Annotated in this window: 17 protein-coding genes and 1 pseudogene; 7 read left to right on the top strand and 11 right to left on the bottom strand. The window is 63.8% G+C overall.

Annotation, left to right across the window (positions count from 1 at the left end; translation table 11 throughout):
- Positions 1 to 192: 192 nt before the first annotated feature.
- The gene (locus tag AYJ54_RS08255; RefSeq protein ID WP_063698187.1) at positions 193 to 990 is read right to left on the bottom strand and encodes an AraC family transcriptional regulator; all 798 of its coding nucleotides are present in this window, start codon (positions 988 to 990) and stop codon (positions 193 to 195) included.
- 61 nt (positions 991 to 1,051) lie between these two features.
- Here AYJ54_RS08255 and AYJ54_RS08250 point away from each other — a divergent pair, with 61 nt between their 5' ends.
- Complete coding sequence (locus tag AYJ54_RS08250; RefSeq protein ID WP_063698186.1) at positions 1,052 to 2,224, top strand: MFS transporter; 1,173 nt, start codon at positions 1,052 to 1,054, stop codon at positions 2,222 to 2,224.
- Between the two features lie 408 nt (positions 2,225 to 2,632).
- On the top strand, positions 2,633 to 4,900 hold the full coding sequence (locus AYJ54_RS08245) for a cation:proton antiporter domain-containing protein (protein ID WP_063698185.1): 2,268 nt from the start codon (positions 2,633 to 2,635) through the stop codon (positions 4,898 to 4,900).
- Between the two features lie 218 nt (positions 4,901 to 5,118).
- Here the strand turns inward: AYJ54_RS08245 and AYJ54_RS08240 are convergent, their stop codons facing one another.
- Positions 5,119 to 8,280, bottom strand: a complete 3,162-nt coding sequence (locus AYJ54_RS08240) for an efflux RND transporter permease subunit (protein ID WP_063698184.1) — start codon at positions 8,278 to 8,280, stop codon at positions 5,119 to 5,121.
- Positions 8,281 to 8,291: 11 nt separating this feature from the next.
- Positions 8,292 to 9,485, bottom strand: a complete 1,194-nt coding sequence (locus tag AYJ54_RS08235; protein ID WP_063698182.1) for an efflux RND transporter periplasmic adaptor subunit — start codon at positions 9,483 to 9,485, stop codon at positions 8,292 to 8,294.
- 243 nt (positions 9,486 to 9,728) lie between these two features.
- Here AYJ54_RS08235 and AYJ54_RS08230 point away from each other — a divergent pair, with 243 nt between their 5' ends.
- The 3 genes from AYJ54_RS08230 (at position 9,729) to AYJ54_RS08220 (ending at position 13,799) form a co-directional block, all read left to right on the top strand.
- Positions 9,729 to 10,535: an ABC transporter substrate-binding protein gene (locus tag AYJ54_RS08230; RefSeq protein WP_063698180.1), complete on the top strand. Its 807-nt coding sequence runs from the start codon at positions 9,729 to 9,731 to the stop codon at positions 10,533 to 10,535.
- Between the two features lie 191 nt (positions 10,536 to 10,726).
- Positions 10,727 to 12,442: a phospholipase C gene (locus AYJ54_RS08225; RefSeq protein ID WP_063698178.1), complete on the top strand. Its 1,716-nt coding sequence runs from the start codon at positions 10,727 to 10,729 to the stop codon at positions 12,440 to 12,442.
- Between the two features lie 13 nt (positions 12,443 to 12,455).
- Positions 12,456 to 13,799 carry a cytochrome-c peroxidase gene (locus tag AYJ54_RS08220; RefSeq protein WP_063698176.1) on the top strand — a complete coding sequence of 448 codons (1,344 nt, stop codon included), beginning with the start codon at positions 12,456 to 12,458 and terminating at the stop codon, positions 13,797 to 13,799.
- Here the strand turns inward: AYJ54_RS08220 and AYJ54_RS08215 are convergent.
- From AYJ54_RS08215 to AYJ54_RS08200, 4 genes are all read right to left on the bottom strand, one after another.
- Positions 13,781 to 14,779, bottom strand: coding sequence for an NAD-dependent epimerase/dehydratase family protein (locus AYJ54_RS08215; RefSeq protein WP_063698175.1), 999 nt, complete (start codon positions 14,777 to 14,779; stop codon positions 13,781 to 13,783). The genes AYJ54_RS08220 and AYJ54_RS08215 overlap by 19 nt on opposite strands.
- Before the next feature lie 103 nt (positions 14,780 to 14,882).
- Positions 14,883 to 15,956 carry a hypothetical protein gene (locus tag AYJ54_RS08210; protein WP_063698173.1) on the bottom strand — a complete coding sequence of 358 codons (1,074 nt, stop codon included), beginning with the start codon at positions 15,954 to 15,956 and terminating at the stop codon, positions 14,883 to 14,885.
- Between the two features lie 101 nt (positions 15,957 to 16,057).
- Complete coding sequence (locus AYJ54_RS08205; RefSeq protein ID WP_063698318.1) at positions 16,058 to 17,551, bottom strand: flavin-containing monooxygenase; 1,494 nt, start codon at positions 17,549 to 17,551, stop codon at positions 16,058 to 16,060.
- A 106-nt stretch (positions 17,552 to 17,657) separates the two neighbouring features.
- Positions 17,658 to 18,107, bottom strand: coding sequence for a cupin domain-containing protein (locus AYJ54_RS08200; RefSeq protein ID WP_063698171.1), 450 nt, complete (start codon positions 18,105 to 18,107; stop codon positions 17,658 to 17,660).
- A 188-nt stretch (positions 18,108 to 18,295) separates the two neighbouring features.
- Between AYJ54_RS08200 and AYJ54_RS08195 the strand changes: the two genes are divergently transcribed.
- Positions 18,296 to 19,321 carry an AraC family transcriptional regulator gene (locus AYJ54_RS08195; protein ID WP_063698169.1) on the top strand — a complete coding sequence of 342 codons (1,026 nt, stop codon included), beginning with the start codon at positions 18,296 to 18,298 and terminating at the stop codon, positions 19,319 to 19,321.
- A 140-nt stretch (positions 19,322 to 19,461) separates the two neighbouring features.
- Here AYJ54_RS08195 and AYJ54_RS50595 read toward each other — a convergent pair whose 3' ends face one another.
- A complete protein-coding gene (locus AYJ54_RS50595) occupies positions 19,462 to 19,626 on the bottom strand; it encodes a hypothetical protein (RefSeq protein ID WP_161491825.1) in 165 nt (54 codons plus the stop codon).
- 223 nt (positions 19,627 to 19,849) lie between these two features.
- On the opposite strand from AYJ54_RS50595, the gene AYJ54_RS53920 reads away from it, so the two are divergent.
- A complete protein-coding gene (locus tag AYJ54_RS53920; protein ID WP_082905546.1) occupies positions 19,850 to 20,602 on the top strand; it encodes a phosphorylase family protein in 753 nt (250 codons plus the stop codon).
- Between the two features lie 151 nt (positions 20,603 to 20,753).
- Here AYJ54_RS53920 and AYJ54_RS08185 read toward each other — a convergent pair whose 3' ends face one another.
- The 3 genes and pseudogenes from AYJ54_RS08185 to AYJ54_RS08180 all read right to left on the bottom strand — a co-directional run bounded on the left by AYJ54_RS08185 (position 20,754) and on the right by AYJ54_RS08180 (position 23,834).
- A complete protein-coding gene (locus tag AYJ54_RS08185) occupies positions 20,754 to 21,458 on the bottom strand; it encodes a nucleoside deaminase (RefSeq protein WP_063698167.1) in 705 nt (234 codons plus the stop codon).
- A gap of 857 nt (positions 21,459 to 22,315) precedes the next feature.
- Positions 22,316 to 22,477 (bottom strand): annotated as a pseudogene (locus tag AYJ54_RS46905) (helix-turn-helix domain-containing protein); the annotation flags it as partial.
- 283 nt (positions 22,478 to 22,760) lie between these two features.
- Positions 22,761 to 23,834: a cytochrome P450 gene (locus AYJ54_RS08180; RefSeq protein ID WP_161491824.1), complete on the bottom strand. Its 1,074-nt coding sequence runs from the start codon at positions 23,832 to 23,834 to the stop codon at positions 22,761 to 22,763.
- Between the last annotated feature and the right edge of the window lie 161 nt (positions 23,835 to 23,995).

Here is a 23,995-nt window from a genome sequence, read left to right as displayed (position 1 = left end):
AGTGCGCAATTGCGCACAAGGCGGGCGATGACGGTCGCGAATGTGGGTGCAGCGGGCGTACTCGCCCCAAAGCACGCTGTCATGCCCCGCGGAGGCGGGGCATCCAGTACGCCGCGGCCTCTCCGTATCCCACTGCCGTCTCTGGAATAATGGATCGCCCGCTTTCGCGGGCAATGACACCGAGAGTGGGGGCTAATCCTTCCCCGCAAACTCCGTCGGCGTTCGTCCGGTCACCTGACGGAAGGCGGCCGAGAAGGCGGGCACGCTGGCATAGCCGAGCTGGGCGGCGAGCTGCTTGACCGACACGCCGGCGTCCGTCGAGAGCCGCTGGATTGACGCGGCGATCCGGGCGCGCTGGCACCAGCTCTTGAAGCTCAGTTGCGTCTCCGTGGAGAACAAGCGCGACAGCGTGCGCGCGGAGGTCCCGACCTCGCGCGCCAGCGTGTCGATGTCGTGCAGGCCGGTGGGATCGTCGAGCACGATCATGGCCGCGCGACGGCAGCGCGGCTCGTGCGGCAGCGGCACGAAGGTCGCGGAATCCTCGGCCTGGTGCAATTCCAGCATCACCAGGCGAACCAGGAGCTCGGTGCGCGCGGGCGTGTTGCGGGAATCAAACAGCGCGAGGATCGCCTGGTGCAGCAGCGGCGACACCCGCACCACGAACTCCTTGGTCAGGCCCTGATAGCGCTGTTCGCGCTTCAGCCAGGGCAGGTCGAAATAAAGCGTGCGCATCTCGATGTCGGCGAGCAGGTCGATGGCGTGCTCGAGCCCCGCCGGAACCCAGACCGCGCGATCCGGCGGCACCAGCCAGCGCCCCTTCGGCGTCGTCACCTGCATCGTGCCCTTGGCGGCGTAGACGAGCTGGGCCTCGCGATGCATGTGCGGGTCGAGCCGCATCCCCTTGGGATAATCGCGCGCGACCAGGTGCACGCCCGCGGTCGAGCGGTGGTTGCCCCGGACTTCCCTGATTGGCGTTTCGACGACAGTCATTGGCCGCATCCCGTCATGCCCCCGACATATAACCGATTTCGGAGCAGGAGAGGATTCATCTATGAACAGCCCCGGCCGGGTCATCGGCTTTATCAACGCAGCTCATTTCATCGATCACTATTCAATGCTGATCTTCGCCGCCGCCGTGATCGTCATGGGGCCGGCGCTCGGCATGGCCTATTCGGAATTGCTTCCTTACGCGACGCCGGGCTTCGTCGCCTTCGGCGCGGGATCGTTGCTGACCGGCTGGCTCGGGGACCGCTGGAGCCGCCGCCACATGATGCTGATCTTCTTCATCGGCATCGGTTGGGCCATGATCTCGGTCGGTTTCGTGCACACGCCGGCGCAGCTCGGTGCGGCGCTGCTCGCGATCGGCATCTTCGCCTCGATCTACCATCCCGTCGGCACCGCGATGATCGTGTCCTACGCCGACAAGCTCGGCCGCGAGATGGGTCTGAACGGCGTCTGGGGCAATCTCGGCGTCGCGTCCTCGGCGCTGGTCACCGGCGTGATCGGCCAGTATCTCGGCTGGCGCTTTGCCTTCATCGTCCCGGGCGTGGTCACCGTCCTGATCGGCATCGTCTTCGCGATGACCGTCGTGCACGAGGACCGCAAGGGCACCAAGCAGGCGGCGGCGCAGGCGCGGGTGGCGAAGCAGGACATGTGGCGCGTGGTGCTGTCGCTGCTGATCGTCGTGATCGCGATCTCGACGACATTCAATGCCGTCACGGTCGCCCTGCCAAAGCTGTTCGCGGAGCGGCTTGCGGACCTCACCAAAAGCCCGGCGCTGCTCGGCGTCATCGCGGCCTGCGTCTACGTCTTCGGCGCGATGACGCAATACACGATCGGCCGGCTGCTCGACCACTATTCGCTGAAGACGGTGGCGCTGCCGCTGTCCTTCATGCTGGCGCCGTTCCTGTATCTCGCCGCGAGTCTGTCCAACCTGCCGCTGATCGTGGTCTCGATCGGCATCGTCATGGGCGCGTTCGGGCAGGTCACGGTCAATGACGCCATGGTCGGCAAGTACACCACGGAAGAGTGGCGCTCGCGCGCCTATGCGGTGCGCTACTTTGTTGGCTTCACCGCGGCCGGTGCCTCCGTCGGCCTGGTCGCCTGGCTCTACGAGCAGGGCGGTTTTGTCACGATGCTGCACGCCTTCGCCGCACTCTGTCTGCTGGCGATCGCGGCGGCGATCATCCTGCCGCGCGAGATCAGGACGCCGCAGCCGGCCTGAGGGCAGTCCGGGTTGTCTCCTGCTGGATCGACGGTTGTGAAGAGGCAGCCGGCTCGCGCCACATCGTCATTGCGAGCGCAGCGAAGCAATCCCGACTGCCGCCGCGGAAAGATCCCGGATTGCTTCGCTGCGCTCGCAATGACGGGGGATGTTGCGACGCATCGCGCAATTCCAGCGCCATGATGCAATTCTGCTGGTGTTTTGCCCGACGTGTCAAACGTGTTGTCGGCAGTCTGGGGACGCCGCGTGCGGCGTCGTTCTACTTTGCATGGGGTTGTTTTCGAGTTTTTTTTGTGAACCGCTCGTAGCCCTGGCGCGGAGGCGGGAACTCCCTTCGCCTCCCGCGGGTTCTACCCCCGGTCGCTGCCGGCACATTGCCGGGCGAGATGAACGGGGAACGACACCTGCATGCAGTGGAGCCTGCTCCGACCGGTCGGCCTCGTCCCTGCGGCGCTTGTCCTCACGACGATTGCGGCCAGTGCCGAGGGCGGCAAATCCGCCGGACCATCCGAATTCCTCCTGGTGGCGCAGATCGTGGTCCTGATCGCCGTGGGCCGCGGCCTTGGCGAAATCATGCAGCGCATCGGGCAGCCCTCAGTGATCGGTGAACTACTGGCCGGCATCCTGCTCGGGCCGTCGCTGTTCGGCTGGATCTGGCCGGAAGCGCAGCAGGCGATCTTCCCGAAAACGCCCGAGCAGAAGGCGATGATCGACGGCGTCGCCCAGTTCGGCATCCTGCTGCTGTTGCTGCTGACCGGCATGGAGACCGATCTCAAGCTGGTCAGGAAGATCGGCAAGGCGGCGATTGCGATCTCGATCGCCGGCATCGTCGTTCCTTTCGCCTGCGGCTTCGCGCTCGGCGAGTTCCTGCCCGATGCGCTCCTGCCCAATCCGCAAGCGCGAGTGGTGGCCTCGCTGTTCATGGGCACGGCGCTCTCGATCTCGTCGGTGAAGATCGTTGCGGTGGTCGTGCGCGAGATGAACTTCATGCGCCGCAATGTCGGCCAGATCATCGTCGCAACCGCCGTGATCGACGACACCATCGGCTGGATCATCATCGCCGTCATCTTCAGCCTGGCCTCGCAAGGCACCCTCGATGTGGGCTCGGTCGCCAGGGCCGTGCTGGGTACGCTGGCCTTCCTCGTCGTCAGCTTCACCATCGGCCGCCGCCTCGTGTTCCAGCTGATCCGCTGGGCAAACGACACCCTCGTCAGCACCGCGCCGGTCATTACGGTCATTCTGCTGCTGATGGGCACCATGGCGCTGATCACCCATCTGATCGGCGTGCACACCGTGCTCGGCGCCTTCGTGGCCGGCATCCTGGTCGGCGAGTCCCCGATCCTGACCCGGCAGATCGACGAGCGCCTGCGCGGCCTGATCTCGAGCTTCTTCATGCCGGTGTTCTTCGGCCTCGCCGGGCTGAGCGCCGATCTGTCGGTGCTCCGCGATCCCTATATGCTGATGCTCACTGGCCTTCTGGTCGTGATCGCCAGTGTCGGCAAGTTCGGCGGCGCCTTCGTCGGCGGCACCATCGGCGGTCTGAACTACCGGGAATCGCTGGCGCTCGCGAGCGGGATGAACGCGCGCGGCTCGACCGAGGTCATCATCGCGACCATCGGCCTCTCCATCGGCGTGCTCAGCCAGAATCTGTTCACGATGATCGTGACGATGGCGATCGTGACCACGATGGCGATGCCGCCGATGCTGCGCGCGGCATTGGCGCAGTTGCCGATGAACAAGGAGGAAAGGGAGCGGCTGGAGCGCGAGGAGTTCGAGAAGCGCGGCTTCATCGCCAATCTCGAACGGCCCCTGCTGGCGGTGGACGAGAGTGTCAACGCCACCTTTGCCGCGCACATTGCCGGCCTGATTGCCGGCATGCGCGGCCTGCCGATCACGGTGCTGCATATCGGCCGGCACGCGAAAGAGCAGGAGAAAGGGCGCGACGAGGAGCAGAGCCACGAAGCCGTGGTGAAGAAGGCGGCTGACGCGGTGTCGGACCATGGCAATGGTGACGTCGGCAGTGTCGATGTCATCACGCGCACCAGGCGCGCGGAGCTCGGCGAGACGATCGCCGACGAAGCGAGGAAGGGCTTTGATCTTCTGGTCGTCGGCGTCGACAAGGTCACCACGACCAAGGATCGCTTCGATCGGATGGTCGAGGATATCGCCGCCGAATTCGAGGGACCGCTTGCGATCGTCGCGGCCAGGGGCCGGCACCTGAAGCAGCCGATGCCCGATACGCTCAACATTCTCGTGCCGGTCTCGGGCAGCAGCGTCTCCAAGCGCGGCGCGGAGGTCGCGGTCGCGCTGGCACAGGCGGGATCAGGCTCGCTGCGCGTGATCTATGTGGCGACGACAAGGGACAAGGGCGCGCAGCGCGGCGCATCCCGCGGGCTGAGTCAGGAAGCGGGCATCCTGAAGGACACCAGCGACCTTGCCGCCCGCTACGAGGTCGACATCACCACGACGCTGCGCGTGAACAGGGCGCCCGAGGTCGCCATACTGCGTGAGATCGACACCACCGATGTCGACCTCGTGGTCATGGGCGTCGACCGGATCCAGGCCGATCACCTCTCCTTCGGCGGCGTCGCCGAGGCCGTACTGCGGCAGTCGAAGGCCTCGGTCCTGCTGGTGTCGAGCGGCGAGGCACCTCAGGTGCCCGCAGAGAAGGCCTAATGCGGGATGAGTTTTGGTTGAGTCGATGCGAGCACAAAAACTCGGACACCTCTCCCGGAGGGAGAGGTCGGATCGCATCGAAAGATGCGATCCGGGTGAGGGGTTACAGTCCCACTGAGCGCTGCGCCCCCTCACCCGGATTGCTTCGCAATCCGACCTCTCCCCGTTGGGGAGAGGTAATCCCGGACGGCCACAACCGAGCCAAATTTCACCATGCTCTAGGACTTCACCTCCGCGGCCGGCTGTGCCGCCGGCGCCGGCTTCTTGCGGGAGGCGCGCCAGTTCTCGAAGCGCTGCACCACCACGAAGAACGCCGGCACGAACAGCACCGCAAGGCAGGTCGAGGCCAGCATGCCAGAGAACACGGTGATGCCGATCGATTTGCGCGCGCTGGCGCCGGCGCCGGTCGCGAGCACCAAGGGCACCACGCCGAGGATGAAGGCGAACGAGGTCATCAGGATCGGGCGGAAGCGGGCGCGCGCCGCCTCGATCGCGGACTCCAAGATCGGCCTGCCGTCGCGCTTATGCAGCTCGAGGCCAACCTCGACGATCAGGATCGCATTCTTGGCCGACAGCGCGATCAGGAGGATCAGGCCGATCTGGCAATAGAGGTTGTTATCGATCTTCAGGCCGTTGAGGATCAGCATCGGTCCAATCAGCGACAGCGGCACCGCGAGGATCACCGAGATCGGCGCGTACCAGCTCTCGTACTGGCCGGCGAGCACGAGATAGACCAGCAGCATGGCGAGGCCGAACACCCAGTAGATCTGGTTGGAAACGGCCTTCTCCTGGTAGGACATCGCGGTCCATTCATAGCCGGTGCCCGGCGGCAGCGTCTTGTCCGCGATCTGCTCCATCAGTTGCAGCGACTCGCCCGACGAATAGCCTTGCGCCGGCAGGCCGACGATGGTCGACGACGGATAGAGATTGTAGAGGCTGATCAGCGACGGCCCCGTGGCCGGCGTGATCTTGGCAACCGTGCCGATCGGGATCATGTCGCCGTTCTGGTTGCGCACCTGCATGTTGGCGATGTCGCGCTCGGTGACGCGGAACGAAGGGTCGGCCTGCGTGTAGACCTGGAACACGCGGCCGAACTTGTTGAACTGATTGACGTAGGACGAGCCAAGATAGGTCGACAGCGCCGAGAACACCTGGTCCGTGGTCACGTGCAGGGTCTGGGTCTTCACGCGGTCGATCTCGACGTTGAATTGCGGCACCGACGCGCGGAACGAGGACGAGACGCGCTGCAGCGCGCTCTGGCTCTGGGCGTTGCCGACCATCGCACCGGTGATCGCCTGGAGCTTGGCGAAATCGCTGTTGCCGTCGCGCAGCTCGACCTGCATCGAGAAGCCGGCCGCGTTGCCGATGCCCTGGATCGGCGGCGGCGGCAGCACCAGCGTGCGCGCCTCCATGATGGTCGCGAGCTTGTCGTTCAGCCCGTACACCAGCGAGCGCAGATCCTCGCCTTTGCCGCGCGCCCCCCAGTCCTTCAGGATGATGTAGGCGACGCCGGCGTTCGCAAGGCTCGCGCTGTTGTCGAGCGCGGAGATGCCGGCAATGGTGATGACCTGCTGGACGCCCGGTGTCTCCCGGACGAGCTCGCTCGCTCTGTCGAGCACTGTCTGGGTCCGCTCGAGCGAGGCGCCGTCGGGCAGTTGCACGGCGGCGATCAGATAGCCCTGGTCCTCGATCGGAAGGAAGCCGGTCGGTACCCGCGACAGCCCGTAGCCGCCGATCCCGATCAGGATCAAAGCGATCGCGATCGAGACCGTAGCATGCCCGACCAGCGTGCCGATCAGCCGCGTGTAGCCCCGCTCGAGGCGGTTATAGACAGCGTTGAAGCCACGGTAAAAGAAGTTGCGCTGCTCCGGCGGCACCGCCGGCCGCAGCCAGAGCGCGCACTGGGTCGGCTTCAGCGTTGCCGCGTTGATAGCGCTGATCAGCGCGGTTGCGGCGATCACCAGCGCGAATTGCGAGTAGATGCGGCCGGTGAGACCGGCGAGGAATGATGCCGGCAGGAACACCGAGATCAGCACCAGGGTGATGCCGACGATCGGCGCGAACAGCTGGTCCATCGCCCGGATCGCGGCGTCGTGGCCGTTCATGCCCTGCTCGATGTTGTGGGCGGCGCCTTCGACCACGACGATCGCGTCGTCGACGACGATGCCGATCGCGAGCACGATCGCAAACAGCGTCGACATGTTGATGGTGAAGCCGAGCGCCGCCATCGCCGCGAACGCGCCGATGATGGTCACCGGCACGGTCGTTGCCGGGACCAGCATCGCGCGCCAGTCTTGCAGGAACACCAGGATCACCACCAGCACGAGCAGACCGGCCTCGATCAGCGTCATGTAGACCTCGTGCACCGAGGCCTGCACGAATTTGGTGGTGTCAAATGGCGTGTCGTATTTGATGCCTTCCGGGAAGCGCTTGGCGAGCTCTGCCATCTTCTTCTCGACGGCCTGTTCGACCTCGAGCGCGTTGGCGCCGGGCGCCTGGAACACGCCGATGCCGGTGGCGGGCTGCTTGTTGAGCGAGAAGATCTGGCTATAGGTCTGCGCCCCGAGCTCGACCCAGCCGACGTCGCGCACGCGCGTGACGTCACCGCTCGTGCCGGTCTTGACGATGATGTTCTCGAACTGGGTGGCGTCGTCGAGCCGGCCGTTGACGTTGAGCGTGTACTGGAATGCCTGCCCCGGCGGCGTCGGCGGCGCGCCGACCTGGCCGGCCGAGACCTGCTGGCTCTGCTGTTGGATCGCGTTGATGACGTCCTGCGGCACCAGTCCGAGTACCTGGAGCCTGTTGGGATCGAGCCACACCCGCATCGAATACTGGCCGGCGCCGAACACCGTGACGTTGCCGACGCCGGGGAGGCGCGAAAGCTCGTCGCGGATGTTGATGGTGGCGTAGTTGCTCAAGTACAGGCTGTCGAACCTGGAGTCCGGCGAGGTCAGTGTCACGAACAGCAGGATCGAGGTCGACCGCTTCTGCACGGTGACGCCCTGGTTCTGCACGGCCTGCGGCAATTGCGACAGCGCGCTGGAGACGCGGTTCTGCACCAGCACCTGCGCGAAGTTGAGGTCGGTGCCGATCTTGAAGGTCACGGTCAGTGTATAGGTGCCGTCGGAGCCGCTGTAGGACTGCATGTAGAGCATGTCCTCGACGCCGTTGACCTGCTGCTCGATCGGCAGCGCGACGGTGTCGATCACGGTCTTGGCGCTGGCGCCGGGATAACGCGTGGTGACCTGCACCGTCGGCGGCACCACGTCCGGATATTGCGCGATCGCGAGATTGAACAGCGCCACGCCGCCGATCAGGATCATCAAGAGCGCAATGACGTTCGAGAGAACCGGCCGCTCGATGAAGAATTTTGAGATCATGGCCGCGGCTCCTACTTGGCAGACGCCTGTGGCTGCTCGATCTTCGTCGCTTGCGGGTCGATCTTCTGGCCCGGGATCACTCGCAAGAGCCCTGCGATCACGACGCGGTCGTCCGGCTGCAAGCCGCTTTCGATCACGCGCAGGCCGTTGTCCACGGGCCCGATTTGCACCTTGCGCTGCTCGACCGTGTTGTCCTTGCCGACCACCAGGAGATAGCGGCCGCCCTGGTCGCTGCCGAGCGCAGTGTCGGGGACGAGGAGGGCTGTCTTGTCCTGGTCGAAAGGCACGCGGACGCGGGCGAAATAGCCGGGCAGCAACACCCGCTTGTCGTTGGGGACGAGGCCGCGCACCGCGAGCGTTCCGGTCGACTGATTGAGGGTCGGCGCGACATAGTCGAGGTGGCCTTCATGGGGATAGCCGGTCTCGGTCTGAAGGCCCACCTGGATCGGAAACTGCTTGAGATCGGCGGGGGTCAGGCCGCGACGGGCGGCTTCGGCGCGGATGCGCAGGACGTCCTGCTCGTTGACCGTGAAATTCACATAGATCGGGTCCATCGCGACGATGGTCGCGAGCTGGGTCGGGGAGGAGACGCCGACGAGCTCGCCGATCGAGACCATGTGGGCGCTGACGATGCCGTCGAACGGCGCGGTCACCCTGGTGTAGCCGTAGTTGACCTCGGCGAGCCTGGTGTTGACCTGGGCCTGCTGGAGATTGGCCTGGGCGTTATCGCGGGTGGATGTCGAGGTGTCGAGGGTCGATTGCGAGACCGCCTGGCGCTGCACGAGCTCGACCTGCCGCTTGAAATCGGCTTCCGCCTGCTTGAGCGTGGCCTGCGCGCCGATCTCGGCCGCCTGCGCCTGCTCGAGCTTCAGCTTGTAGGTTTCCGGCTCGATCGTGAAGAGCTGGGTGCCCTGCTTCACGAAGGTGCCGTCGGTGTAGTCGATCGATTGCAGGAAGCCCTGCACGCGCGCCACGAGGTCGACGCTCTTGATCGGCGCGGTGTTGCCGGTGGCTTCGACATAGCGCGTCACCGCCCGTTGCACCGGCGTGGCGACGTCGACCTTGGGCGGCGGCGGCGCCACGAAGGTGTTCTTGTCCTCGCAGCCGGCGAGTACAAGCACGGCTGCCGCAGCGACCAGCGTCCGCCCGATATGTCCCCGCTGTCCGTTGCGTCGAGCGGGACTGGCGAGATTCGCGCGCGTCATTCGGTGGCCCCTGATTGCTCTCTGTCGGTGCGGCAGGCTAGCAACAAATGACCGGCCGTGGAACACCATAGCCATGGCAGTCGCCGGCCTTGCGCTGCAACGAGCCGCGTGGACTCTGACAGTTTTGTCACGTGCCGTGACAAATCGCTTTTCACCGGGCGCATGATTGACCAGAATTGTGTCAAGGGCCGCGCGATGGAAGCGACGCGGGCAGAAAGAAGACGTGCTGAGGAGAATAATGCCATGCCAGCCTCACTCTGGTCGGCCTGCGCCGGTCTCGCTCTTGCGGCGGCGGTCGCCATGCCCGCATTAGCCGACGGCTTGAAGGACGAGATTGCGCCGACCGGCAAGCTGCGGGTCGCGATCGCGATCAGCCCGGCGGGCGGTGCGTTCTGGTCAACCAAGACCGAGTCAGGCTACGCCGGCGTCCCCGTCGACCTCGGCAAGGAGATGGCCGCCCGGCTCGGCGTGCCCGTCGAATATGTCGTGCATCAGAACTCCGGACAGATCACCGACGCCGCCGCGAAAGGCACTCTTGAAAAGGGGGCTTGGGACGTCACCTTCCTGCCCAAGGATCCCGAGCGCGAGACCGAGATGATGTTCGGGCCGATCTACGAGGTCGCGGACGCGACCTACATCGTCAAGCCCGGCTCGACCGTCACCAGTTTCGCCACCCTCGATCAGCCCGGCACCAAAGTCGCGGCCGTCAACAACACGACCACGATGCGGGGTGCGATTGCGCATCTGAAGAATGCGAAGGTCACGGGCTATCAGACCTATGACGAAATCTTCGATCTCTTAAAGAGCGGCGGGATCGACGCTTTCGCGCTGTCGCGCGACCAGCTCAACAAGATGGCGCAGAAGATTCCCGGCACGCGCGTCCTGGACGAGACCTTCAAGAAGACCGTCACCGCCGTCGCCGTGCCGCCCGGCCATGCGCAGGCGCTGGCGTTCGTCACCAAGTTCATGACGGAGGCGACGACCAACGGCACGCTGCGCAAGGCCTATGATAATAATGGCTTGAAGGACACGCCGATCCGCACGGAATAGTGCGGCGTGTCTTGATCGCGTCTTGATATTGTCATGCAATCTCATTGCGCGACGCCGTCGCGATTGCATTCGTGAAAAAATTTCTACGAAGCGCTGCGCAAAATGTCTCACGCGTCAAACTGACACAGGCCTGTCATTGCTCGTCGTTAACGTTCCCGACGTCGGCTTCATTCCTTCGGGGCAAAACAGCTATGAAATCCAGACTTCTTTCAACGGCTGCGATTTTCGCAGCCGCGACGACACTTGCGTGCAGCATTCCGGTCCTCGCGGACGATTTCGGTCAGGATCACGATCGCGGACACGATCAGGATCGCCACCGTCATCCGCATGACATTCATACGGAAACGCCGATCAAGCATCTCGTCGTCATTTTCAACGAGAATCGTTCGTTCGACCATTACTTCGCGACCTATCCGAATGCGGCCAATCCGTCGGGCTCGATTCCCTTCGTTGCGAAGCCGCATACGCCGAAGGTGAACAACCTCGCCAACGCCAACCTGTTGGTGAACAACCCGAACCTCAACGAGGCCAACGGCACCGGCGCGACGGACCCGTTCCGCCTCGATCGCACCCAGGCCAACACACGCTCGCAGAACCACTCCTACACGCCCGAGCAGCAGGCCGTCGACAACGGCAAGGAAGATCTGTTCCCGAAATTCACTGGTCGCGGCACCGCCGGTGGCGCCGGCGCGTTCGGCACCAACGGTCAGGTGATGGGCTATTTCGACGGCAATACCGTCACTGGCTTCTGGAACTACGCCCAGCACTTCGCCATGAGCGACAATGCCTGGACCGACACCTTTGGTCCGTCGACCCCGGGTGCGCTCGAGGTGATCGCCGGCCAGACCAACGGTGCGCAGAACATCATCGGCACCTCGTCCTCGATCGCCGACGGCCAGGGCGGCCTGACGCTGATCGGCGACACCGATCCGGCCTCCGATTCCTGCTCGAGCACAACCAGCACAGTATTGATGACGAGCAAGAACATCGGCGACCTGCTCAACGACGGGCACATCAGCTGGGGCAGCTTCATGGGCGGCTTCGACCTGACGCTCAAGAACGACAACGGCACCACCGGCTGCGGCCGCAGCACCTTCTCGAGCAATGTCAACGGCACCATCGTGGACTACATTCCGCATCACGCCTGGTTCCAGTACTACAAGTCGACCGCCAACCCGACCCATGCGCGGCCGAGCTCGGTGAATGCGATCGGCCACACCTATGCGATGGACGGCAAGACCGTTGACCCGGCCAATCACAGCTACGATCTCGAGGATTTCTACGCGGCGGTGAAGGCGGGCAATTTCCCGGCCGTCTCCTACATCAAGATGCCGGCCTTCCAGGACGGTCATCCCGGCAACTCCGATCCGCTCGACGAGCAGGTCGGCAACGCCGAGCTGATCAACTTCCTGCAGAAGCAGCCGGAATGGCGCGAGACAGCCGTCATCATCACCTATGACGACTCCGACGGCTGGTACGACCACCAGTATGTTGCGCCGAAGAGCGCCTCCTATGATGCGACCGCCGATCAGATCAACGGTCCGGGCCTCTGCGGCCTCGGCCCCGACAAGCAGCCTCAGCCGAAGGGTCTCAACGGTAAGCCGGTGAATGGCCGCTGCGGTCCGGGCACGCGCATTCCCTTCATCGTGGTCTCGCCCTACGCCAAGAACAACTACGTGAGCAGCACCTATATTTCGCAGGCTTCCGTGGTGCGGTTCATCGAGGACAACTGGCTGCACGGCGAGCGCATCGGTGGCGGCTCGTTCGATGCCAGCGCCGGATCGATCATGGACCTGTTCGACTTCGATCAGGACCATGGCCGCGACCTCCGGACGAATGTGCTGTTCCTCGACCCGACCTCCGGCACGGTGATCGTCAGCCCGCCGGACGAGCATCACCACCACTAGGACCATCGGTCATATGAACAGCCGCACTCTGTGGCTTCTCGGCGCCGGCCTGCTCGTTCTGGCCGGCGCCGTCTTTGCCGTCGAGACACAAGGACTTGCGGAGGCGAATTCGGCGGGTGCGAACCCGAACCCGGTTCATCTCAGGCGTCCGCCCGTTGCGCCGCTTTCGGCGATGGCGCAACTCGGCAAGGCGATTTTCTACGACGCGTCGCTCTCGTCGTCCGGTGCGTTGTCATGTGCATCGTGCCACAGCCCGGATCACGCCTATGGTCCGCCCAATGACGGCCCGGTCATGCTCGGCGGCGCCACCCTGTCGCGACAAGGCGCACGCGCGGTGCCGTCGCTGACCTATCTCGAGCGCCACCCGAATTTCAGCATCGGCCCCGACAAGGGCGATGATGACAACATCGTCGACCTCGCGCAGATGGCCGCGCTCGGCGCGCAGAGCGCGCGCGTGACGAAAACGGCGGGGGCTGCTGGATCGGCGGCGAATATCGTGCCGCAGGGCGGCCTGTTTTGGGACGGCCGCGCCGATACGTTGCAGGACCAGGCGCTGTTTCCGCTGCTCGACCCCAACGAGATGGATGGCGGCAGTGCCGAAGTGGTCGCAGGCAAGCTGCGACACGCGCCCTACGCCCAGCGCTTCGTCGAGTTGTTCGGTGCCCGCGTTCTCGACAATCAGCGGCTCCTGATTGCGGAGGCGATGTTCGCCGTCGCCCGCTATCAGGTGGAAGAGGTGAGCTTCCATCCCTACACCAGCAAGTATGACTACTGGCTCGAGGGCAGGGCGCGGCTAAGCGAGAGCGAGCTGCGCGGGCTGCAACTCTTCAACGATCCCGACAAGGCCAATTGCGCCGGCTGCCACACCTCGGCGCCGACCCGTGATGGCCTGCCGCCGCTCTTCACCGATCACCAGTACGAGGCACTCGGTGCGCCGCGCAATGCCGCGCTCGAGGGTAATCGCGATCCCGGTTATTTCGATCTTGGCGTCTGCGGTCCGCATCGCACCGACATCCCCGAGCAGACGCAATATTGCGGGATGTTCCTGACGCCGACGCTGCGCAACACGGCGACGCGCCGCGCGTTCTTCCACAACGGCGTCTTCCACAGCCTGAAGGACGTGCTCGATTTCTATAATTTCCGCGACACCAACCCGGAAAAGGTTTCTCCGCGCGCTGCCGACGGCACCGTGCAGAAATACGATGACCTGCCGGCGAAGTATCGCGCCAATGTCGATGTCAGCGATCCGCCCTTCGACCGTCATCCCGGCGACACGCCGGCGATGACTGAGCAGGACGAAGCCGACATCATCGCGTTCCTGAAGACGCTGACGGACGGCTACAAGCCGGAGAACTGAGCCGTCCTGTCTGCATGCCACGCGGCGAGTACGGCCTGCTCTTCGTCGCTGGTGAGGCCGATGATCGGGCCATTGCTGGTGCGAAGCCAATGAAGCGTGTCGCGCGCGGTGACGGCCGGCGGCCGCGAGGCCAATCCGGCATTGCGCGCCGGTGCAGTATCGCGCGTCATGAAGCCGGCGAAGTCGGGCAGGGGAAGCCACAGCGGCAGCGACCGTGGGCCGGCCCAACGCCGTACATCGTGTGCCTCCAGGAACGCGCGATCGACCCAGGTGAAAGTGCACGATGAGCCCAGCGCGGATCTGCACTCTGCCAGCAACTCGCCGCGCGTGCGTATCGGTCCAATTCCGTCATAGACACCGGTCAGGCCGACCTCTGCCGCGTGCACGATCCACTGCGCAAGGTCGCGCACGTCGATGAACTGGACGGCATCCTCCGGCGATCCCGGCGCGAGGACCTCGCCGCCGCGTGCGAGCCGCGCCGGCCAATAGGCGAACCGTCCCGTCGGATCCTCCGGCCCGGCGATGAGGCCGGCCCGGCAGATGAAGGCATCGTCGCCGACGACCTGCTCGCAGGCGACCTTGGCGGCACCATAGGCGGCCTCGGTGCTGTGCTCGACGTCAGGTGCGATAGGCTCGCGCAGCGGCGCCGTGTCCGCGCTCTGTCCCGGCGTACGGTTGTCCGCATACACGCTGACGGTCGAGACAAACGTCCAATGCGCCGTTGGCCGCTTCAACGCCGCGACGGCGCGGCGGACCTGGCCCGGATGTCGCGAGACATCGACCACGGCATCGAACGCCTCGCCGGTCAGCGGCGCAAGACCGTCGGCAACGTCGCGGTCGATGCGAACGAAGCGGGCGCCTTGCGCCATCGGTCCCGCGAGGCCGCGCGCCGCGCAGGTGACGTCATGACCGGCGGCGCAAGCATGGACGGCAACAGCCCGCCCCAGGAACTGGCTGCCGCCCAGAACTAGAACACGCATGAGATTGTCCGTGCCGCCGACAACATCGTGACGCTCCCTTTCCGACCGCGAAAGATGTAGGATCGATAGCCTACGACGTCCAGTAGCAGTTGCAACCGATCCTTCAGCGCGCCCTGATCTCCGCGTATTTCGCCATCGCGCGCTCGAACTTCCGGTTGAACAGCCACATCGCACCGAGGATGTCGCGGAAGCTTGCCGACGTTCTCGCTCTGTCGGCCTGTCCGAAGGCGAAGACGCTGTTGTTGCGCAGGTGTCTCATGATCGTGGGATCGGACACCCTGTAATTCAGCAGGTTGCCCGACCTGAGCGCGGACCTCGTCGGGGTCGGAATGATCTGGATGAGCTCGAACAGCTTCATCTGGTCGATCGGGTCGGGCAGCGTCTTCACGATCGCGGGGATCTCCGGGAAGAGGTCGGCATGCGCGTTCATCAGTCCGTCTCTCACCGCGGTCCAGTGATTGAAGCGGTGATCAGTGCCGCGGGCCCGCGCCTCTTCCCGGTCATCACGCGCACTCAGTTCGGGATCGGCCGCCGCGATCGCGCCCTTGATGGCCTCCCATTTCCTGCGGCCGTTACGGTCCTCGGACGGGCCCGTCTGCAGGCTGCCCATATAGGTGTTCGAGCGCCCGTTTCGAACGTTCTGCTTGCCGTTGGTCTCCGCAAAGAACAGCCCCAGGCTGATCCGGCCGGCCGCTTCGGCTTGCGGCGCTGAAAGGCCCTTGGCGCGCGCAATCGCAACGGCGAGATCGACGACGTCCTTGAACGGCGTCGCCGAGTTCTGCGCGCCGGCGGGCGGCGCCTCCATGATCTCGAACAGGTTTGCGTATTCGTCGACCAGCGGTTCGATGTCGGCATCGAAATAGGCCGGGGGGATTTCGAACTTGTTGGGCTTGCCGATTCTGGATGGAATAGCGTCCGTGAGATCCTTGTAGCTGCTGATCACCGCGACGCGCGCCAGGTAAAGCGCCTGTCCCGGCAGGTTCGGCAGCGGCTGCTTTGCCTCGATCTGGCGGCGCCGCTCGGCGAGGATCGCTTTGAAGCTGGCGAGCGCGCGATCATAGGCGGCAACCGCATCCGATTGGCGCGCGGTGAGCTCGGCCTGCTGTCCAACGGCGGGCGCCGTGACGAGGAAGGCAAGAGCCGCCAAGGCTGCGGCGGCAAGACATCTCGGTCTCATGGCGGGGTCCCCGGCCTGTCGATTCGGTGGCCAAGGGATCGTAAGCATCAGAGGCGGAGGCTGGCGAGATGCAAATCCCGCTCAGCCGGAATCCTTCGTCGTTACGCCGCCGCCCGGTAATCCGGCGCGGAAGCCAGGAACCTCGCATACGCGTCCGCATCCGGCGGCAGGAAGCGTTCGGCCAGCCCCCCGCGCTTGTGCTCCTTGGCGCCGATATCGGCAATGAGCTCGTCGAAATGACGGTAGTGATAGGGCGCGACGCAGAGACCGCCATAGACCCCCGCGGCCGGCCGCTCGACGCGCTTGAAGTGCAGCATCATCTCGATGTTGTCGCGCATCTGCTTGGCCGTCGGCTGGCGTGCGAGCTGCCCGTCGGCGTAGCGGACCAGCCAGTTGGCGGCGAGGTCGGCGCAGAGCACGGTGCAGAACGACGAGTTGAAGCCGACGAAGCCCATGTCCGGCAGGTCGGGATTGGCGATCAGCCGATAGAGCCGGTACTGCCCGTCCGCGTCGATCAGTTTCTCCTGATACGCCGCGGGCAGGAACGGCACGCCGAGCTTGTAGCCGATCGCGAGCACCGCGATATCGGCGGCTACGTGCTCGCCGCCGCTCATCAGGATGGTGTCGCCTTCATAATGATCGAAGCTGCCGAACACGGCCTTGATGCGGCCGTCGGCGACCATCGGATAGAAGTCCGGCGTCGCGATCGGGACCGAGCAGTTGACGCCGTCCTCGATGCGCTCCTTCGGCACCATTCCGCATGCCCTGAGCTTGAGCTGCGCCTTCAACAGGCTCTCCAGCCCGCGCCAGTTCGCCCAGACGAGGGGCGCCGCGACGCGGTGGGCGATGCGGGCCATCGCGCTCGCGCCCCAGCCCGGAAACATCTGCTCCTGGGCGCGGATGTAGAGGATGCGCTTGAAGTTCACGAGCCCGCCGATGAAATAGGGGATGCGCCAGACCGGCTCGCGCATCACGATGGTCACCTCGCGCGCGCCCGCCTTCACGGCGTTCACCGCGATATCGGTCGCCGACTTCGATCCGCCGAGCACGACGACACGGCGCCCTTTTGCCAGCGACGGGTCATTGTATTTTGAGGAATGCAGGATCTGGCCGCCCTTCGCGAGAAAGCCCTCTTCGCCCGGGCAGCTCAGCTCGCGCGGTTCGTTGAACTGTCCGGTGCAAACGGCAACGAAATCGAAATCCTCCGTGGTGGCCACGCCGCTTCCGTCCTTCAGCGTCAGAGTCCAGCCCGGCTTGCCGCCGGCGCGGCGCGCCATGCCGGCGACCGCAGTGTTGAGCCGCAGCATGCGGTCGACGCCAAAACTCCTGGCATAGTCGGTGAGATAGGCATGGACCTGCGGCCCGGTCGGCCATTCCGGGTAGTCTTGCGGCATCGCGCGGTCGGTGTAGCGGTAGAGCTCCTTCGGACTCTGGGTCTGCACCTCCGGATAGGAGCGCGCCGGCTCCCAGACGCCGCCGAGATCGGCACTGCGTTCGACGATGGTGACCCGATGGCCGCGGGCGAAGAACGCCTTCGCGGCGGCAAGGCCGGAGACGCCGGCGCCGATCACGCAGACATGCTTGGGGCTGACCATGGATTTGCTCGCAATCAGGATGTTTGGACGCAAGCGGTCACGTTCGGCCACAATGCGCGGCCGGCGGACCTGCAATCGGACGGATATGGACGAGGTCGCCGGCCGCCTAGTCGTTGGCCTCGGGCGGCAGGAAGTCGACCTCGTGCAGGGCGGAGATGCGCACGACCTCGGCGGGGTCGGTCAGATTGTGGAGCTGGTTGAACAGCGCCTCAAGCTTCTGCATCGGCGAGACCCAGAACAGCGCGCGGCACGGCTTGTCGGATTTGTTGAAATAGCCGTGCGGAATGCCGCGCGGCATGCGCACGAGATCGCCGGCCTTGGCCTTGACCCACTGGCCATCGAGCTTGAGGTCAAGCACCCCTTCCTGCACCAGAATGAACTCGTCCTGGGTCGGATGGATGTGCACCGGCACAAACTGGCCGGGCTCGCTGTTGGTCTCGAACGCGAAGGTGGAGTCGGTGATGGCCTTGGGGAAGTAGAGCTGGCCCAGAATATTCCAGCTCTTGCCGCCATAGCCCGTGCCGTTCGCGGTAATTCCCTTTTCGAGTGCAGTCATGGCTCGCCTCCGTCATGGTTTCCGGCGAGGGTGGAGCTTCGGCGAGGCGCGGGCCGCTGTCTATCCGCTAAACGAATCCAGAGATGGTTGTTGCCGTGCAGCACGACGATTTTGCGACACGGCTCTTTCCGGCGGTTGGGAACTATTATAGGCTTAAAACAATTCCGTGACGCGAAGCGTGGTCGACGATGTCCGCAGCCGTGCTGGAAATGAGCGCCCCTCCGTCCGATGTCGAAAGGCTTGCGGAGTTCGGCCGCGTCACCACGGAGGACGTCGACGAGGCGGCCGAGCAGGTCGGGCGCATTTTCTGCCCGCATGATCTCAGGCCGATGCAAGCGCGGGCGTCCGGCTTCTCGGCCCGGCATAATTGTGCGGCCTTCGACGGCTTTTCGATCAACTATGTCGCCTATGGCGGATCGGTCACCATCGATCCCGGCTGCCTCGAACGCTTCTTCCTGGTCCAGATCCCGCTGAAGGGAGCGGCCCAAATTCGCGCCGGGACCCGCGAGATCGCGACCGCGCCGGGACGGACGGCGTCACTTCTGTCGCCGACGATCCCGACCCGGATGACATGGATCGACTGCGCGCAAGCGATCCTCCTGCTCGACCGCCGCATGGTCGAGCAGCGCGCCGCGGCGCTCTCGGGCCGGGCGGCACGCGCCGTCGAATTCGACCCGGCGAACGATCTGGACGCGCCCGCCGCACCCGGCCTCCAGGCGAAGCTCGACGAGCTGATGATGCTTGCCGAACATCTCGGGCCATCTCGCAGGCTTTCAGCGGTCGCGATGGCAGACCGGCGCGAGGCGCTGCTCGATCATCTGCTCAACCGCCATCGGCACGACTTGTCCGACGCAATCAGGACATTCTCGGGACAGGCCGAACGCCTGCCGCGCGCGCTCCGCGACGCTCGGGACTATCTTGCGGCCAATGCCAATGAGCCGCTCGACCTCGCGCAGCTCGCCGGCGTCTCCGGCATCGGCATCCGCGCGCTCCAGCTCGGCTTCCGCCGGCATTTCGGCCTGTCGATCTCCGAGATGCTGCGCGACATCCGCCTCGCCCATCTCCACACCCGCCTCTCGCAGGCTATGCCCGATGCTTCCATCACCGACATCGCCTTCGATCTCGGCTTCACGCATTTGAGCCGCATGGCCGGCGCCTATCGCGCGAAATTCGGCGAGACGCCCTCAGTGACGCTGAGGCGAAGGATGAGCTAGGCCGTGTACCATAAACCGTCGGCGTGACGCGACGAAGGCCTCGTCCGCCTTGCCCCTATAGCAACCAAGTTCGTGCGGCAGCCAATATGTCGCGATGGGCCACAAACGGACTCATGCGCTGCAGCAAGGCGCACTCGAGATCACGATGGCAGCATGAAATTCGTCGAGCGGCAGCCCTTCGCCGATCTCGATGCCACCGCGCGCAGGATTGTCGAAATGGCGAACGGCAAGCCGTGGAGGATGGCCGTATCTTCGTCGAACGCGTCAATGAGCCATTTCTGACGGCTGGCGGCGGTGGCGAGCAATTCCGCACCTGTATCGAGCGCGCGTCGCTCTCGGCTGGCTGTGGCGGCACGAGAGCGGCACTTGCTCGAAAATCACCGAGAGGGCGGCGCTGTTTGCCTGATCCACGATTAGTGACCGCGAAAGCACACCTACATCGATTTCGAAGAAACGCACAGCCCGCAAGTTACCTTGTTTGGGATCGCAAGCTAAATGTAGAGACAGTTTCGTTTTAGAAGGCCTTCGATGACCCTGCTTGTGACCGTAAATGATTCAGAGGAGGATCAGACTGGCGCCCCCAACGCGAAGGCTGTGATCGCCGTCGTTGGACTGGCAATTGAGGCGAGAATAGCGGGGATGGCAGCGATGATCGCTGATGGTGACCGGACCGCGTCTAATTTGCGTGACGCCATCCGAAAAGGTGCGCGCGGGATTATAAGCTTTGGCGTATGCGGCGGGCTGGATCCGAAGCTCCGACCGGGTAAGGTTGTCATCGCTTCGTCGGTGTTTGCCGGGAAAGATGAAGCTTATCCAAGTGACGTTCCTTGGGCCCAGGAGCTCCTTCGGATGATCCCGGGCGCCGGCTACTCTCCGATTGCTGGAGTGGCTACCCCGATGACAAGTTTTGAGGAGAGACGGGACCTCCATGCCACCACCGGGGCTGTCGCAGCTGATATGGAGTCGCAAATCGTGGCCCGAATTGCCGCCGAATTCAGAATTCCCTTTGCCGCTTGTCGCGTTGTTCTAAACCCTGCCCATCGGATACTTCCGAGAGCGGCGCTCATAAAGATGGGACCCGCAGGTAAGCCTAGACTGCGCAAAATTGGAGGTTCAGTTGTTAGCGACCCACGGCAACTTCCTAGACTTAGCCGATTAGCCGTTGACGCTGTTATTGCGGTGAGGGCATTGCGCAGGGCCAAACAACGGCTTGGAACTCACCTCGGTTTCCCGCACTTTCAAGGCCGCTTACCGCGTCGACTGCTGCACTTCAAACAATAACACCAGTCCGATCCCGCCGTCAGTGCTGCTGCCCGCACGGCGTGACGCCGGCCAGGCAAGTGCGAATCCGAGCTGCCAAAAGGATAACTGGCCCGAGTCCCTGTGCGATCAGCGTTATTCCGATGGCGACAGCTACGTCGGCAGCGCGCTCTCACGAGTCGGACTGCGGGTCGAACTTTGGCATAGCTTTCGAACCCGCACGTGAGCGCAGGAAGGCCTTGCTCACCGCTAGGGCCGGCGCAGCCAAAAAGGCGGTCAAGGCGGCCCACGAAAGGATGGGACGCGGCGCGGCCGCATGGCGCTCAGGCAGATCCGCCGCCGATCCAAAGCAGCCTCTTCGTTTTATGAATCGCCAAGCGAGCGGGTTCCACTGGCTCCAGACCTGCTCGGCCTGCGCTGCCAGCAGGCCGGAGACGACCTCCGGCGGAGGTCCAAAAACCTCAGGTAGCTTGTTCGACAAATCGTCATCCTTCAGCACGTCCCATTTCGAATATCCGCCCATGACAGGAGACGAGAGGGCGAACACCACCCGACCAATCCGCGCCTCCCTTGAAGAAAACGAACACATCGGGCAAGGTTCAACGATCGAATACAAGGTGCAATCTTGCAGACGCTTTCGTTTGAGGACCTTTTGTGCCGCGGAAAGTGCCACGAGCTCCGCGTGGCGCGTCATATCGCTCTCCAATGAAACACGATTTGTCGCCTCGGCAATGACCTGTCCTCGAGAAACAATCAGGGCGCCGAACGGCAGCTCTCCTTTCTTCGCTCCAAGTCGAGCGACTTCAAGGCATCGCTCCATCAGTTGCAAATCTTGAAGGTGAGCTTCCGGCCTGCTCATGAGCATCAGCTGCTCCATCCAAGTTGACGAGCAGTCCCCCTTGGTTGCTGCGTTCCTGGGCCCGACCGAGCCTAGCTACTCCCCGGCGCGTCATGGTTCGCGACCAGGGCGACCTCCACTTCAATCCAGACGGGAGGTTAGGCGAAGCAACCCCTCCGCACTATGCGATTTCGGCTAAACGGGGCGCCACGTTCATCGGATAGCTATCGTGCGTCGGCGGGGCCGGGCCTTACGGCAGCGACCCTAGAAGCTCTGCGACACCGAAATCTGAGGTGGCTCGACCGGCTTTCTCAGGAGGTCCGACATTTCGAGCGAGGATCGCGGCAATCAGGAGGACGAACATCGCGACGGAAAGTCCATTCAGGATCGCAGACAGATATCGATTAAACCAATAGCGCATCATTACTGCACCCATGCGCATCGCCCGCTCGCTGCAACTTGCGTCGCTGCGTCGTAGGCGATTCGGTGGCACAGAGGCGGAATGGCTCCGAAATTGCGTGGCTTGCCGGCCGCGCCGATTTGCAGGCGTCGTTGGAGTGGCTCTCTAAGACCTCGGCCTGGGGGCTCTCCGATCACTTCGCCTGATTGCAACTGGCCACGTCGCCTACGGGTCATTTTCGACGGTTTCGGCGGGGATTATCGGTTGGTTGATGTCCGCTTCTGCCCGTACGCGCTGAACCAGGATCGGGCTAAGGAGCGTTGCGTTCGGCCAGATCCCGTAATTCAAACTCCCAAACTGGGGGCTCGAATCATGCGCTACGAACTCGCCGATTATGAATGGACTGCCATCAAGCCGATGCTCCCGAACAAGCCGCGTGGGAAGCCCGCCGCCATCTAACGAAGCGGTTGTAGCAAGTGGTGTATGGACCAAACGGATCCTTCAAGAATCGGCGGCGCCATTTGCCAACGGTGTGTTCATGGAGGCCGAGTTCGGCAGCCACGGACTTGCTTGGCAAGCCATCCGCACACCGCAGGATCGCGCGGCACCGCTCAGATAGCGACCGGGCAACACGATGACGGCGAACTTGCCTCTCCAACTACGTCCGCTCCTCCCGACTCAGCACCAACGGCGCGATCGGCCGGCCTCTCAAACCTGCATTCGCCACAAGCGCTCTCCTTCAAAAGGTCCCAGCGCTCTTTTATGTGACGAACTTGCATTCCAGATGACTAGTACGACCAGCCGGAACTGATCCGACGAATTGTCAACCGTCCGCACTCCGCGGCTGCCTGCGCTAGAGTGATCGCAATTGCGATGTCGGTGCACGCTCGCTCACGGGCCGCCTCGGCAAAAGTACGTTCTTCACCGCGAGTTACCCGCCGTCAGGTCCATCGCACCGGCAACGATGAGATGCCACTGATTACGGCGGATCGTGCTCGAGTCGGCGCGCCGGTCGATGAAATGCGTGGTAACTCCTGCATCATCGCCCCAAATAATGCTCTGAGCTCGAGTCTGGCGAGATGTACCCCAAGGCAAAAATGCGGTCCCGACCCAAATGCGAGATGTGGGTTCGGTTGCCGATCCACTTCGAACGCATTTGCCGACCTGAACACGGTCTCATCGCGGTTTGCCGACGCGAAGAACAATGCCACAGCCTCGCCGGCTCGTATCCGCTGGCCGCCAACCTCCGTTTCGGCCGTCGCAGTTCGCACGAGATGTCGGCCGGGGGAGGTCCATCGCAATATCTCCTCGACCGCCGTCCCGAGTAGCGTCGGATCGCGCACCAATTTAGCCATTTGATCCGGGTGACTAAGCAACGCATGCAGTCCTCCCGCTATACTGTAAGCGGTGTTTTCCTGGCCTGCGATGGCAAGCTGCATGAAATACGAAAGGCGCTCATAGTCCGGGATTGGCTGGCCGAAAATGCAAGCGTTGGCGATCGCGCTGCTGAGGTCCGCTCTCGGATGCGAGCGGCGGTCGGCCGTGACCCGGTTGAAGTATTTGCGAAATCCAATGCCGGCCAACCGGATGGACTCAGCCGGGCGGTCGGACAAGGCACGGCTCGGATCTTCCGCTCCCGTCAAGCCACGAGCTAACTTCAGGATCAAGGGATCATCCGCTTCTGGAAGACCAAGAATATGCATCATGATCCGCATGGGGAAAGGGACAGCGATCTCACTCGCGAAGTCGAAAGATTGGTCGCTCCGTGGCATGCGCCCGACAAATTGACGCGCACAATGCGTGACCAGCGCGTCGAGCTTTTCAATTTCGCTCTGAGAAAACCAGACGCGCGCAATCTCGCGGTAGGCGCGATGTTCAAGCTTGTCCATTTGGAAGAGACTGCGCAGCACATCGGGTTTGCCGGAAACCTGCCGTATGTTGGCCTCGCCTGCTTCGCTGGACAGCACGGATCTTGGTGCTGCGATGAAAGGCGCGCCCCTTGCTTCAACCGCCATTATGTCGGCGTGTCTAGAGACGAGCCAAAAGGGCCGCATACCGGGACATTCGACCCAATATACGGGCGCTTGCGACCGAAGAAGAGTAAACGCAGCGTGCAGCCCAGCTTCATCCAGCTGGCCATCCGGTGAAATGACCAAGAGCGCAGCTTCGCGTAGCC

Source organism: Bradyrhizobium centrolobii (assembly GCF_001641635.1).
In the GTDB taxonomy this organism is placed as follows: Bacteria; Pseudomonadota; Alphaproteobacteria; order Rhizobiales; family Xanthobacteraceae; genus Bradyrhizobium; species Bradyrhizobium centrolobii.
This window is presented reverse-complemented; position numbering and strand designations above follow the sequence as displayed.

Coding starts and splice junctions, on each gene's coding strand:
- AYJ54_RS08255 (WP_063698187.1), bottom strand. CDS start 990: ATGACTGTCGTCGAAACGCCAATCAGGGAAGTCCGGGGCAACCACCGC.
- AYJ54_RS08240 (WP_063698184.1), bottom strand. CDS start 8,280: ATGATCTCAAAATTCTTCATCGAGCGGCCGGTTCTCTCGAACGTCATT.
- AYJ54_RS08235 (WP_063698182.1), bottom strand. CDS start 9,485: ATGACGCGCGCGAATCTCGCCAGTCCCGCTCGACGCAACGGACAGCGG.
- AYJ54_RS08200 (WP_063698171.1), bottom strand. CDS start 18,107: ATGACTGCACTCGAAAAGGGAATTACCGCGAACGGCACGGGCTATGGC.
- AYJ54_RS08245 (WP_063698185.1), top strand. CDS start 2,633: ATGCAGTGGAGCCTGCTCCGACCGGTCGGCCTCGTCCCTGCGGCGCTT.
- AYJ54_RS53920 (WP_082905546.1), top strand. CDS start 19,850: ATGACCCTGCTTGTGACCGTAAATGATTCAGAGGAGGATCAGACTGGC.
- AYJ54_RS08215 (WP_063698175.1), bottom strand. CDS start 14,779: ATGCGTGTTCTAGTTCTGGGCGGCAGCCAGTTCCTGGGGCGGGCTGTT.
- AYJ54_RS08195 (WP_063698169.1), top strand. CDS start 18,296: ATGTCCGCAGCCGTGCTGGAAATGAGCGCCCCTCCGTCCGATGTCGAA.
- AYJ54_RS08205 (WP_063698318.1), bottom strand. CDS start 17,551: ATGGTCAGCCCCAAGCATGTCTGCGTGATCGGCGCCGGCGTCTCCGGC.
- AYJ54_RS08220 (WP_063698176.1), top strand. CDS start 12,456: ATGAACAGCCGCACTCTGTGGCTTCTCGGCGCCGGCCTGCTCGTTCTG.
- AYJ54_RS08185 (WP_063698167.1), bottom strand. CDS start 21,458: ATGGAGCAGCTGATGCTCATGAGCAGGCCGGAAGCTCACCTTCAAGAT.
- AYJ54_RS08210 (WP_063698173.1), bottom strand. CDS start 15,956: ATGAGACCGAGATGTCTTGCCGCCGCAGCCTTGGCGGCTCTTGCCTTC.
- AYJ54_RS08230 (WP_063698180.1), top strand. CDS start 9,729: ATGCCAGCCTCACTCTGGTCGGCCTGCGCCGGTCTCGCTCTTGCGGCG.
- AYJ54_RS08180 (WP_161491824.1), bottom strand. CDS start 23,834: ATGGCGGTTGAAGCAAGGGGCGCGCCTTTCATCGCAGCACCAAGATCC.
- AYJ54_RS08250 (WP_063698186.1), top strand. CDS start 1,052: ATGAACAGCCCCGGCCGGGTCATCGGCTTTATCAACGCAGCTCATTTC.
- AYJ54_RS08225 (WP_063698178.1), top strand. CDS start 10,727: ATGAAATCCAGACTTCTTTCAACGGCTGCGATTTTCGCAGCCGCGACG.